The sequence below is a fragment of the Macrococcoides caseolyticum genome (genome assembly GCF_002902665.1).
GTDB classification, from domain to species: domain Bacteria; phylum Bacillota; class Bacilli; order Staphylococcales; family Staphylococcaceae; genus Macrococcoides; species Macrococcoides caseolyticum.
Genome location: NZ_PPRM01000085.1, coordinates 1 through 12,270, shown reverse-complemented (window position 1 = coordinate 12,270; position 12,270 = coordinate 1). Strand labels below are relative to the sequence as shown.

Here is a 12,270-nt window from a genome sequence, read left to right as displayed (position 1 = left end):
CGTATATCATTAAAAATGGCTGCGCTAATACAAGCACAGCCGAGTAATTAATTTTTATTTTTTTAAGTGTCTACTTGACTGGGTGATGTTCAGACATCGCTTCACTTAAGATTGAATCCTTACCAAAGGCGCTTAAACAAATTATCTTATAATCGTGAGATCTAGGAATATATTTTTCAAGTAAACCGATGCCATCGATATACGGCAGAATGAGATCGAGTAGAAGTAGATCAAAATCACACGTTTCAATCATGTGCACTGCGTCTTTTCCATTATGACACATCCCTACGATCTTCATGTCATATTGTTCTAGATGAGACTTAATTGAAAGTGCCAATTCTCTTGAATCATCAATTATTGCAACTTTGAGTACCATATTATCCCTCTTCTACTTAGTGTTTTGAGCAATTAATTCTGCTGCATGATCAAGCGTTAGCGGTGTGACCTCTACTCCCGATATCATCCTTGCAACTTCATGAACCCTCATTTCTCCATCAAGCTCTGTAATCTGAGTAATTGTGCGATCATCATGTTCAATCTTCTCTATATAGAGATGATGATCACTGATAGCAGCAACCTGCGGCAAATGTGATATGCATATTACTTGAATATACTCTGATATATCATGCATCTTTTCAGCCATTTTCTGTGCTACTTTACCTGAGACGCCAGTGTCTACTTCATCAAACAGGATAGCAGTCTTTCCTTTTGATTCTGCAAAGATACTTTTTAGCGCTAACATAATACGCGAAAGCTCTCCACCTGAAGCAATTTTATATAAGGGTTTCAATGGTTCACCTTTATTTGGACTAATCATAAATTCCAATGACTCAATCCCTTCACTTGTCGGTTCAGTTTTATGGAAAGCCATTTCAAAGTTTGCACCTTTCATCTCAAGATGGTGGATCTCATCTAAAATGTTATCTCTGAGACTCTGCGCAACGCGTCGTCTTGCTTTGCTCAGTTGTAACCCTGAAGTCATAACTTTATCGTAAAGTTGCGCGATAGCCTGGTGAAGTTGTGTTGTCGATTCTTCAATATTTTCTATTTTATTGATTTCCGCTTGTAGCTCCTCAATAAATGGTATTAAATCATTTAAAGATTTACCATATTTTCGTTCTAAAAATTGGATATCATTCAGACGGGCTTGTAAATCATTGAGCTCCTGTTCGTCGTACTCGTTGTTCGAAAGGGCATCATGTAAGATATGCTTTGTATCATCTAAAATATAATATAACCCTTCTACTTCTTCTTTCGTCTTATCAAACTTTCCAGGAATAATTGCACTTACTTCTGCCAGCTGCTCTTTAAAGTCAAACAATAATTCAAGTAATTTTCCGTCATCATTAAGCAGCGTTATCGATTTAGATAGGACATCGTTTAATTTTTCAAAGTTTTCAAGTCGGTTAATCTCTTCTTCCAAACGTTCTTTTTCATTCACCACGAGATTTTTGTCCGATAACTCTTTAAATTGATATTTTATAAGATCAAGTCTTTGGAGCAGTGCTTCATCTTTTTGCTGGAGCTGTTCTAGCTCCTTCTGTTTTTCTTTATAGTCAAAATAATACGCTCTGTATTCTTCATATAACTTCTGATAAGTCTGCTCTGAATATTCATCCAGCAGCATAATATGATATTTCGGTTTTAGTAGATGCTGTGTTTCATGTTGTCCGTGAATATCAAGAAGTTCTTGCATAACTTCACGAAGTTCAGTTAATGTTATCAGCTGGTTATTTATTCTACAAAGGCTTTTACCACTTTTAAAAATTTCGCGCTTGACAAGCATAAAATCATCGAGTGGTATCTCTTTTTGTTCAAGCAGGTGTATCACCTTATCATTGTTCTCAATATCAAACACACCTTCTACAACTGCTTTTTGTTCTCCATGACGAACCATAGTCTGACTCGCACGCATTCCAATCAACTGTCCAATCGCATCAATAATAATTGACTTTCCTGCCCCAGTCTCACCACTTAATACTGTTAAGCCATTTTTAAGTTCAATCTCTAATGATTCAATAATTGCAAACTGCTGAATAGATAATGAAACAAGCATCTAATACCCCCATTATAACATGTTAAAAATACGTTCCGTAACCTGCGCTGCAGCAGATTTGTCTCTACATATTAATAAGCATGTGTCATCTCCACAAATTGTACCGATTACTTCATCCCATTCAAGCTGATCAATAATAGCTCCGATGGATTGTGCATTACCTGGTAATGTCTTTAAGACGAGCAAGTTGTCTGTACCATCCAGTTTTACAAAAGAATCCATCAAATATCTTCCAAGCTTATCAATCGGGTGATACTTGCGATCTCTCGGTAGTGAATATACATATTGTCCGTCCTTTGTCGGCACTTTAATAAGCTGCAGCTCTTTAATATCTCTCGAAATTGTTGCCTGAGTTACATTCAGGTTGAATTCATTTAATCTTTCTACTAGTTCTTCCTGTGTTTCAATATGCTGATTAGAAATAATTTCTCTAATTTTAATTTGTCGCATCGTCTTGTTGGCCATTGTGCACCTCCATGTGCATATTTATACATTACATTCTATCATAGACATGTATCCTTGTATATCAAAAAACCACTGCCCTAACAGTGGTTTAAAGTATTAAAAGCTTCATTGATGACAGATATAATATCAGTATCCTTAAAAATTTGCTGTCTATTATGTGAATGATTATCCACCGCATCCTTCTCAAACTTAAGATGCAATAAATATTCAATATTCCCTTTAGTCCCTGAGATTGGAGAATACGTAAGGTGTTGCGGCTTCAGACCATAATCATTTGCATAGTTCAATACTTTTTGAATAACAGCTATATGTGTATCCTTCGACTTGACGATGCCTTTATCAACCTGTTCTTTATGGGCTTCAAACTGTGGTTTGATCAACGCAATTATATCACTGTCATCTTTAATAACATCGACAAGTGTCTTAAATATAAGCGATAGAGAGATAAAGCTGACGTCAATACTTACAAAGTCAGGAACAGGGTTAAATAAATCACGTGAAACATATCTAAAATTTGTCTGTTCCATTACAGTGACTTTCGGATGAATACGAAGACGATAATCCAGCTGGTTAGTTCCGACATCGAGTGCATATACATGTCTGGCACCATTTTGAAGTGCGCAATCTGTGAAGCCGCCGGTAGAGGAGCCTATATCGAGATGAACGCGATCATTTATATCGAGATCAAATTGCTGTAGTGCTTTCTCTAATTTGAGTCCGCCTCTACTTACATATTTTTTTCGTTGATCCTTAACCCGTATTCTTATCTTTAGTGGATCAATCTTTTCACCGGCAGTGTCAATACGAATATTATCATCAAAAACGAGTCCCGCCATTATTGCACGCATTGCAGCATCCTTCGTCTGATAATAGTCTTGGGCCACGAGATATTCATCTATCCTAACTTTCTTCATGTGATATCGCCAGCTGCTTTATTTCATGGATAAGGTTTGCTTTATTAATACCGATATCGTCGAGCAGCATAGAAACATCTCCATGCTCTATATACTCATCATCGATTCCAATACGTTTTACGTGGACATCCAAGTGCAAATCAGAATAGTGATTGCTAACAGCTGCTCCAAAACCACCACTTAGCATCGCTTCTTCTACCGTCAACACAGGAATATTACGTTTAGCAGCAGCAGCAAGATAATGGTAATCTAACGGCTTAATAAAACGCGCATTTACAACTTCGATGCTGACTCCTTCTTTTAGAAGTTCTTCTCTAACCGCTTCAATGAGCTTTAATGTCGGACCGAAACTTAAAACGATAACATCGGTACCTTCATGTAGCACCTCCCAGTCACCACGCACCACACTATTAGGGATAGAGTCTATTTTAACTCCGTAACCATTACCACGTGGATAGCGGATTGCTATAGGACCCTCATATTCGTAAAATGCATTATATAGGAGGTGATACGCTTCATTTTCATCCTTCGGCATCATAACAGTCATATTCGGCATATGCGTCAAGAAAGAAATATCGAAAACACCTTGATGCGTTTCCCCGTCCGCACCTACAAGTCCAGAGCGGTCGATACCAAAAACTACATGTAAGTTCTGTCTGTCCACGTCATGCAGCATTTGATCATATGCTCGCTGTAAAAATGTCGAATAAATCGCAACGTAAGGTTTCATACCGTTAGCTGCCATTCCTGCCGCCATTGTAACCGCATGTTGTTCTGCTATCCCTACATCAAAAAACTGTTGCGGAAGTTCTTTTTGAAACTTCGTGAGTTTGCTTCCGACAGGCATCGCAGGGGTAATGGCCGCGATCGTCTTGTCTCTTTCTGCAAATGACTGCACAGTATCACTAAAAAACTGACTCCAAGAAGGGCCTTGTGCGCTTCCCTTCAAGACCTCACCTGTCTCAAGTTTATAGGGACCCAGACCATGCCATGTGCCGATCTTATCATTTTCTGCCGGATGATAGCCTTTCCCTTTCTTCGTAATGACATGAACAATTACCGGGCCATCAATGCGTTTAGAAGTCAGTAATGCTTCCTCAAGCTCCTTATAACTATGGCCATCTACCGGTCCAATATATTTAATACCTAACTCTTCAAAAAAGATACCGTTGACGACAAGATATTTCAAACTGTCTTTCACACGATCTGCCGAATCTCTAAGCTTATGTCCTCCTGGAAGTTTGCTCAAGAAGAGATCGACATCACTTTTAGCACGATTATAGTTCGAGTTCGTTCTTAATCTTCCGAACATATTATGCATTGCTCCGACATTCGGTGCGATGCTCATTTCGTTATCATTTAAAATAATAGTCATATTCGTCTTATCATGACCAATATGATTCAATGCTTCTAATGCCATGCCTCCCGTTAACGCTCCATCTCCAATGATAGGCACGACTTCATAATGCTGATGCTGAATATCACGCGCTTTCGCCATACCCATCGCCGCTGATAAAGAAGTGGAACTATGACCTGCCTCCCATACATCATGCTCACTTTCATTCAGCTTTGGAAACCCACTTAACCCTTTATATTGACGTAACGTATCGAACTGCTCTGCTCGACCTGTCAAAATCTTATGGATATATGCCTGATGTCCAACATCAAATATCAATTTATCTTTCGGGCTGTTAAATACTTTATGGAGTGCGATCGTCAGTTCAACGACCCCTAGATTTGCACCAATATGTCCACCTGTCACTGCACACTTTTCTATTAGAAACGTTCTTATGTCCTGACTCAATCCGTCTAATTCTTCATATGATAAATCCTTTAAAAAGGAAGGATCTTTAATCTTTGTAACGTCCATTACTTCCCCACCTACAGTCTATACTTTAGTAATCCTTATTATAACACGCTTTAGTAAGTCATGAAAAATAAAAAAAGCCTTCTCAGGCTTTAATTATTTGTTTCTTTCCATAATAAATCGTATAAGCTGTAGTAAGCCATCGTTAATTGGACGTAATGCTTGTACCAGTTTTTCTGTATGATCAAATTTTTCTTTCAACAACACTTTAGATTGTTCAAGACCAAGCAATGAAACATAGGTACTTTTATCATTTTCAACATCACTGCCTACAGGTTTACCAATCTCTTCAAATGAGCCTTCAACATCTAATATATCGTCCTGTATTTGAAACATAAGCCCGACATTTCTTCCAATTTGGTCTAGAAGCTGTATCTTTTCATCGGTAAGCTTCATGATTATCCCTGCTGCAACAAATGCTGCTCTGATCAGCTCACCTGTCTTATAACTATGTACTTGTTCCATCTGATTGAGTTCGAGTGCCTGATGTTCGCCTTCCATATCAAGCATCTGTCCGTAAACCATTCCTTTAGAGCCGGCAGCTTCACTTAACAGACTTATAAGCGGCAGCTTGATATCTGCATCAAACTTACCTTCTGTAATCATACGAAAGCTGTCTGTCAGTAATGCATCCCCAGCTAATATTGCTGTTGCCTCATCAAAATGCTTGTGATTCGTTAACTTACCACGTCTATAATCATCATTATCCATCGCAGGTAAATCATCATGGATAAGCGAATACGTGTGAATCATCTCTAAAGCAACACCAAAAGATAAACCATCAACAGCATTGCCACCTAAACTATCTATTGTCGTCAAGACAAATAAAGGACGTATCCTTTTACCACCAGCGCTTAATGAATAACGCATGGAGTCAAATAACCGACCGTCCTTAGCGCTATATAATCCCGAAATCACTTCTTCAATATCTTGGAGAAACTGTTTATTCATCCGAAGTTTCCTCAGCACTATTCAGCTTAGTAAGCTTCGCTTCTGCTTCTGTAAGCTTCATTTGGCAGGCATGAGATAATTTTACACCTTGTTCATACAATTCTATAGATTTTTCTAGACTGACCTGTTCATCGTCAAGCGCTTTAACGATTGATTCCAGCTGCTGCATCATTTCTTCAAATGTCTTAGCCATGATAATCACCTCTTATTTATTAATATGCTTCACTTCTGCCTTAATTCGCCCATCATTAAGCTGTATATTTACATAATCATGTTCTTTCACGTCATATACAGATTTAATAATCTCATCCTCACTTCTCACAATCGCATAGCCTCGTAATAAAGTCTCTGCTGGACTTAAAGATGACAGTAAAGCAATTTGATGTTTGAGCTGCTGATGATAGTTTGACAGCTTATACGATAACGTTCGCTTCATAACATTCTGCATCGAATGAATTTGCTCATATTGATACTTTAATTTCGTATTCAGCTTCTGTGCATCGATTTTATTCGAAATGAAATGAAAATTCATCTTATTCTGATTGATCAAACTGAATGATGCAAGTTTCATCCTATGCTCAAAATCATCTAGTTTCTGCATCTTCTGTTCAATCAGCATATATGGGTTTTTAAAGATATAATATGAAGAAAGATAATTTAATCGTTCATTATTACGCTTTATTCTTTGGTTCATCGTGCGCAACATCGTGATATCTACCTGCTTTAATCCGACAAGCAGCTCTCTACTATCTGGCGTTGCCATTACGGCGGCTGCAGTCGGAGTAGGGGCTCTGTGGTCTGCTACTAAGTCACTAAGTGTAGTATCCGTTTCATGCCCTACAGCAGAAATGACCGGTGTATTACATGCATATATCGCTTCGACGACAACTTCTTCGTTGAATGCCCATAAATCCTCAATAGAACCTCCACCACGTCCCACGATAATAACATCCGCGCCTAACTGGTCAGCTGTATTTAAGTTATTGACGATATCATCTTTTGCTGCTTCACCTTGAACGATTGTTGAAATATACGTAACTTCCGCTAAAGGATAGCGACTGGATAACGTCGTTTTAATATCTTGTACAGCAGCTCCTGTACTTGCTGTAAGCACTGCGATATGTTCAGGATATTTTGGTAGTTGCTTCTTATTTTCTACATTAAAATAACCTTTTTCGAAATACTTTTTCTTCAAAGCTTCTAATCGTTCGTATAATACACCAATACCATCTAAACGAATATCTGTGGCATAAAGTTGATAGTTCCCTCTACCTTCATATACACTGACACGTCCCGTAATAAGAACACTGTCTCCTTCTTTTGGAGAGAAAGTAAGCTGTGCTGCATCACGCTTAAACATCATACAGCTAATAACACCGTCATTATCTTTTAATGCAAAATAAAGATGGCCACTTGAATGACGCTTAAAGTTTGACAGTTCACCTTTAATATAGACTTCAGTTAAATAAGGATCCTTATCAAACTTTGTTTTGATATATCTCGTTAATGCACTTACACTTAGATACTTCTCCATAATTATCACTACGCCTTATTTTTAATAATTTCACTCAAAACTCCATTGATAAACTTATAGCTCTCATCATCGCTAAATTTCTTTGCTAAGTTCACCGCTTCGTTGACAATCACTTTTTCTGGTGCATCTGTATACAGTAACTCAAATGCACTTAATCTCAGTATAATACGGTCAATTTTATTGAGTCGCTCTAATGCCCATGACTTCAGGTGTGGCGTAATCTTGTCATCCAGTTCATTTTGTTTTGAAATGACACCATGAACTAATTCATCAGCAAATACATCTCTGTTTGGAGGTTCCACGATAAAACGTGTTGCATCTTCCACTGATATTTCGTGCGTTTCATTCTCTATCTGAAATAATATTTGTATCGCATGTTCTCTAGATTCTGTTCTCGACATAAAGTTTCTCCTTCAATCAAAAAGGGATGCAAGCATCCCTGATTAATTCTCTTTAAATTTTACATTTACAATATGGATATTTATTTGTGACGGCTCAATCGCAGTCATATTTCCTAGTGCGTTCTTGATTGCTTTTTGTACAAGTGTAGCAGTCTTTGCAATCTTTGTACCATAGTCAAATGCGCAGTATGCATCTAAAACTATCGTGTCATCTTTCGTATCAACTTGTACACCACGTTGATTTTTAACACCAAGCTTTTCTAAAGATTTACTTTTTTGTACAAGTGACACACCTTTCACTTCTGAAACTGCAATTGAGGCAATGAGTTCAATAACACTTGGCGCAATTTCGACTGTTCCAAGATTACCTTTTTTATTTGTTTCGATCATGACATAACCTCCTGTCTATAACAATAACTATACCATGAATTTATTATAAAATAAAAACAGAAATTAAAAAATGCTAAACGCGTTTTTAATCTGACAATATATTGTTTTCCTCAAGAAATTTAGTATTATAGTCATTCGAACGAAATGTTCTGTTCTGAATTAATGCCATATGGAATGGAATCGTTGTATCGATACCTAATATAATAAATTCCGAGAGCGCTCGATACGCTGAATTTAGTGCGGTTTCTCGGTCTTTATCATGAACGATAAGCTTTGCAACCATCGAATCATAAAAAGGTGGAATGCTGTAGTTTGTGTAACATGCCGAATCTACCCTGACACCATATCCCCCAGGAGCAATATACTGGGTAATTAACCCTGGAGAAGGCATAAAGTTATGATATGGATCTTCTGCATTAATTCTAAATTCAATCGCATGACCGTTAAACTTTATCTCTTCTTGGGTCATCGTAAGTCTTTCACCACCCGCAATCTTTATCTGCCATCTAACAAGATCTGTCGCTGTCACCATCTCTGTAACTGGATGCTCAACTTGAATACGCGTGTTCATCTCCATAAAATAAAATTGCTTCGCATCTATATCATATATAAATTCAACAGTTCCGGCACCTTCATAGTTAACAGCTTTTGCTGCATTAATCGCTGCCTGACCCATCGCATATCGCGTAGCTTCATCAATATACGGCGAAGGACTTTCTTCGACGAGTTTCTGCATACGACGCTGGATCGTACAGTCGCGTTCCCCAAAATGCAGTGTATTACCATATTGATCCGCAAGGACCTGAATTTCTACATGACGGAAATTTTCTATAAACTTTTCTAAGTATAATCCTTTATTACCAAAGGCCGTTTCAGCCTCTTGTTCTGTCATACGATAACCATCTCTTAACTCCTGCTCATTTCTGGCAACACGTATGCCTTTACCACCACCGCCAGCAGTCGCTTTAATTATAACCGGGTAGCCCATGGTTTCAGCAAGTTTTAGTGCACTTTCAACATCTTCCAGTAAGCCATCGCTTCCAGGTACCACTGGGACACCCGCTTTTATCATCTCTTTTTTAGCAACATCTTTGATTCCCATCTTACTGATTGATTGATGACCTGGACCGATAAACTTAATTTGACATGCCTCACACATTTCAGCAAACCGTGCATTCTCTGCTAGAAAGCCATAACCTGGATGAATCCCATCACATCCTGTGCTACTTGCAATCATCAATATGTTCGGGATATTCAAATAAGAATCTTTAGATTGTTTTGGACCTACACAATATGCCTCATCAGCAAGCTGTGTATGTAGTGCATCTCTATCAGCTTCTGAATAGATGGCAACGGACTGGATTCCTAAATCTTTAAGGGCTCGAATGATACGTACCGCTATTTCTCCTCGATTCGCTACTAATACCTTCTTCATATTACTTCACCTTGAACAGGGGTTGACCATATTCTACCAGCTGACCATCTTCAGCTAGAATTTCAATGATCTCGCCACTTACTTCTGCCTGGATTTCATTAAACAATTTCATTGCCTCTAAAATGCACACAATACTATCATTCTTTACTTTATCCCCTACTTTTACATAAGGATCCGCTTCAGGAGAAGGAGATTTATAGAATGTTCCGACCATCGGTGCGTTTATCGTAATCGCATCCTCAATAAATTCATCAGTTGATGCTGGCTCTTTAACTTGAATTTGCTCTTGCGTCAAATGTTTTACAGGCATTGTTACGCTTTCTCTAATTTCTTTTTCTTTCTTCAATACAACCTTCATTTCTTTATCTTCATAGTTAAATTCAGTGATTTCTGATCTATCGACCATATCAATCAGTACTTTTATATGTTCAAGATTCATAAAATACTCCTTTATACATAGTTTTAAGACTAGCTACTAATCAATTGTAAACTAGTGGTCTGACCAATTCAACAATAAAAATAAAAAAGACATGTATAAAAACATGTCTTTCATAAAAATTACCCTCGAGATACGTAAGAACCATCTGTTGTATTGATAATTAATGTATCCCCTTCATTAACAAATAAAGGTACGTTTAATGTGTATCCAGTTTCAACAGTAGCAGCTTTCGTCGCACCTTGAGCTGTATCACCTTTAATACCAGGTTCAGTCTCAGTAACTTGAAGCGTCACTGTATTCGGTAATTCAACACCTAACGTTTCCCCTTCATACATTTGGATATGAACTTCCATATTTTCTTTAAGGAACTTTAATTCATATTCAATTGTATCCTCAGATAATTCAATCTGTTCATATGATTCAGTATCCATAAATACATGCTGATCGCCTGAAGCATATAAATACTGCATGCGTTTGTTGTCAATTTGAGCTTTTCCAACTTTTTCTCCTGCACGGAACGTCTTTTCCTGGATTGCACCTGTTCTTAAATTTCTTAGCTTTGAACGTACAAATGCAGCACCTTTCCCTGGTTTAACGTGCTGGAATTCAATAACACGCCATATACCATTATCTACTTCGATTGTTAAACCTGTCTTAAAATCATTTACTGAAATCATGAATTTTCCTCCTCAATATACCTACTATAAAATAATAAGGTCTTTTGTGGAATGTGTAAAGCGCTTTAGACCATTTTTAGTGACTAAAACATCATCTTCTATACGAACACCACCTAGACCTGGCACATAGATTCCAGGTTCAAGGGTGACACACATATTTTCTTCCAAAGTATGAGGAGAATGTTGTGAAAGCATAGGGTTTTCATGCACTTCAAGTCCAATACCGTGTCCAAGACTATGACCAAATGCGTCTCCATAACCATATCCTGCGATCACGTCTCTCGCAATTTTATCCGCTTCAACGCCAGTCATACCAGGTTTAATTTCATCAAGTGCTTTAAGCTGCGATTCTAAAACAATGTTATAGATTTTAACCATCTCTTCTTGTGGCTCTCCGACTGCAATCGTTCGCGTAATATCCGAAATATAACCTTCATAAAGTGCACCATAATCAAATGTAATCATTTCACCAGATTCGATCACTTTATTACTTGCAACACCATGCGGTAATGCACCTCTGATACCTGATGCGACAATTGTTTCAAAAGAAGAACTTGTAGCACCTAATGCTCTCATCTTCATCTCCATCTCATTATTTAGATACATTTCAGTTACACCAGGTTTTGTAATCTGTAAAATGTAGTCAAAAGTAGCATCTGCGATATCAGCAGCTTTTTGAATCTGTTCAATTTCAAATGGTTCTTTTATCATTCTAATCTTTTCAATTTCACCAGTAACATCAGCAAGCTCTGCACCTGTTGCAAGGTGCATGTAATCTTGATACGTGACAAGATTTCCTTCAAATCCTACTGTCTTCAATTCCAACTCTTTAATTACTTCAGTTATCATATCTAGTAAAGACGTTTTTTGTTTTACGATTTCAAAAGATTGTGCCTGTTTCGTTGCTTGTTCTATGTATCTGAAATCTGTAACAAGTATGTTTCTTTCCTTACTGATGATCAACCCCGCACTACTACCTGTAAATCCAGATAAATATCTTCTGTTATGTGATGAAAGTACTACGACCGCGTCCAACTGCTTTTCTTCTAATAAATGTCTGACTTTTTCTATTTTCATGTTTTTCTCCTTTGTATATATATTTTAACTATATTTTCTGAATATATACATGTTAACATAGTAT

General features: G+C 37.5%; 14 protein-coding genes. All 14 read right to left on the bottom strand.

All coding sequences use genetic code 11. From position 1 onward, the window contains the following. Positions 1-70: 70 nt before the first annotated feature. Positions 71-376, bottom strand: a complete 306-nt coding sequence (locus CD152_RS10140) for a response regulator (RefSeq protein WP_103214744.1) — start codon at positions 374-376, stop codon at positions 71-73. A 12-nt stretch (positions 377-388) separates the two neighbouring features. Further along, positions 389-2,056 carry a DNA repair protein RecN gene (recN, locus tag CD152_RS10135; RefSeq protein ID WP_101141541.1) on the bottom strand — a complete coding sequence of 556 codons (1,668 nt, stop codon included), beginning with the start codon at positions 2,054-2,056 and terminating at the stop codon, positions 389-391. Between the two features lie 12 nt (positions 2,057-2,068). Continuing rightward, complete coding sequence (ahrC, locus tag CD152_RS10130) at positions 2,069-2,521, bottom strand: transcriptional regulator AhrC/ArgR (RefSeq protein ID WP_086038766.1); 453 nt, start codon at positions 2,519-2,521, stop codon at positions 2,069-2,071. 77 nt (positions 2,522-2,598) lie between these two features. Continuing rightward, positions 2,599-3,435, bottom strand: coding sequence for a TlyA family RNA methyltransferase (locus CD152_RS10125; protein WP_101141543.1), 837 nt, complete (start codon positions 3,433-3,435; stop codon positions 2,599-2,601). Beyond that, positions 3,422-5,305, bottom strand: coding sequence for a 1-deoxy-D-xylulose-5-phosphate synthase (gene dxs, locus CD152_RS10120; RefSeq protein WP_101141545.1), 1,884 nt, complete (start codon positions 5,303-5,305; stop codon positions 3,422-3,424). The genes CD152_RS10125 and dxs overlap by 14 nt, the downstream gene beginning before the upstream one ends. A gap of 93 nt (positions 5,306-5,398) precedes the next feature. Then, entirely contained in the window at positions 5,399-6,253 is an 855-nt protein-coding gene (locus CD152_RS10115; protein WP_232237455.1) for a polyprenyl synthetase family protein, read from the bottom strand. Then, positions 6,246-6,446 (bottom strand): exodeoxyribonuclease VII small subunit, encoded by a 201-nt coding sequence (gene xseB / locus CD152_RS10110; RefSeq protein WP_041636019.1) that lies wholly within the window; start codon positions 6,444-6,446, stop codon positions 6,246-6,248. Before xseB ends, CD152_RS10115 begins: the two co-directional genes overlap by 8 nt. Positions 6,447-6,458: 12 nt before the next feature. Beyond that, positions 6,459-7,787 carry an exodeoxyribonuclease VII large subunit gene (gene xseA / locus CD152_RS10105; RefSeq protein ID WP_165980770.1) on the bottom strand — a complete coding sequence of 443 codons (1,329 nt, stop codon included), beginning with the start codon at positions 7,785-7,787 and terminating at the stop codon, positions 6,459-6,461. Between the two features lie 8 nt (positions 7,788-7,795). Continuing rightward, complete coding sequence (nusB, locus tag CD152_RS10100) at positions 7,796-8,188, bottom strand: transcription antitermination factor NusB (RefSeq protein ID WP_101141550.1); 393 nt, start codon at positions 8,186-8,188, stop codon at positions 7,796-7,798. 42 nt (positions 8,189-8,230) lie between these two features. Next, entirely contained in the window at positions 8,231-8,578 is a 348-nt protein-coding gene (locus CD152_RS10095; protein ID WP_012657076.1) for an Asp23/Gls24 family envelope stress response protein, read from the bottom strand. 85 nt (positions 8,579-8,663) lie between these two features. Next, the gene (accC, locus tag CD152_RS10090; protein ID WP_101141552.1) at positions 8,664-10,013 is read right to left on the bottom strand and encodes an acetyl-CoA carboxylase biotin carboxylase subunit; all 1,350 of its coding nucleotides are present in this window, start codon (positions 10,011-10,013) and stop codon (positions 8,664-8,666) included. Position 10,014: 1 nt separating this feature from the next. Beyond that, a complete protein-coding gene (gene accB / locus CD152_RS10085; protein ID WP_101141554.1) occupies positions 10,015-10,452 on the bottom strand; it encodes an acetyl-CoA carboxylase biotin carboxyl carrier protein in 438 nt (145 codons plus the stop codon). A gap of 119 nt (positions 10,453-10,571) precedes the next feature. Then, positions 10,572-11,129 (bottom strand): elongation factor P, encoded by a 558-nt coding sequence (gene efp / locus CD152_RS10080; protein WP_012657079.1) that lies wholly within the window; start codon positions 11,127-11,129, stop codon positions 10,572-10,574. A gap of 24 nt (positions 11,130-11,153) precedes the next feature. Continuing rightward, the gene (locus CD152_RS10075) at positions 11,154-12,206 is read right to left on the bottom strand and encodes a M24 family metallopeptidase (protein ID WP_101140321.1); all 1,053 of its coding nucleotides are present in this window, start codon (positions 12,204-12,206) and stop codon (positions 11,154-11,156) included. Positions 12,207-12,270: the final 64 nt, after the last annotated feature.

Coding starts and splice junctions, on each gene's coding strand:
- CD152_RS10140 (WP_103214744.1), bottom strand. CDS start 376: ATGGTACTCAAAGTTGCAATAATTGATGATTCAAGAGAATTGGCACTT.
- recN (WP_101141541.1), bottom strand. CDS start 2,056: ATGCTTGTTTCATTATCTATTCAGCAGTTTGCAATTATTGAATCATTA.
- ahrC (WP_086038766.1), bottom strand. CDS start 2,521: ATGGCCAACAAGACGATGCGACAAATTAAAATTAGAGAAATTATTTCT.
- CD152_RS10125 (WP_101141543.1), bottom strand. CDS start 3,435: ATGAAGAAAGTTAGGATAGATGAATATCTCGTGGCCCAAGACTATTAT.
- dxs (WP_101141545.1), bottom strand. CDS start 5,305: ATGGACGTTACAAAGATTAAAGATCCTTCCTTTTTAAAGGATTTATCA.
- CD152_RS10115 (WP_232237455.1), bottom strand. CDS start 6,253: ATGAATAAACAGTTTCTCCAAGATATTGAAGAAGTGATTTCGGGATTA.
- xseB (WP_041636019.1), bottom strand. CDS start 6,446: ATGGCTAAGACATTTGAAGAAATGATGCAGCAGCTGGAATCAATCGTT.
- xseA (WP_165980770.1), bottom strand. CDS start 7,787: ATGGAGAAGTATCTAAGTGTAAGTGCATTAACGAGATATATCAAAACA.
- nusB (WP_101141550.1), bottom strand. CDS start 8,188: ATGTCGAGAACAGAATCTAGAGAACATGCGATACAAATATTATTTCAG.
- CD152_RS10095 (WP_012657076.1), bottom strand. CDS start 8,578: ATGATCGAAACAAATAAAAAAGGTAATCTTGGAACAGTCGAAATTGCG.
- accC (WP_101141552.1), bottom strand. CDS start 10,013: ATGAAGAAGGTATTAGTAGCGAATCGAGGAGAAATAGCGGTACGTATC.
- accB (WP_101141554.1), bottom strand. CDS start 10,452: ATGAATCTTGAACATATAAAAGTACTGATTGATATGGTCGATAGATCA.
- efp (WP_012657079.1), bottom strand. CDS start 11,129: ATGATTTCAGTAAATGATTTTAAGACAGGTTTAACAATCGAAGTAGAT.
- CD152_RS10075 (WP_101140321.1), bottom strand. CDS start 12,206: ATGAAAATAGAAAAAGTCAGACATTTATTAGAAGAAAAGCAGTTGGAC.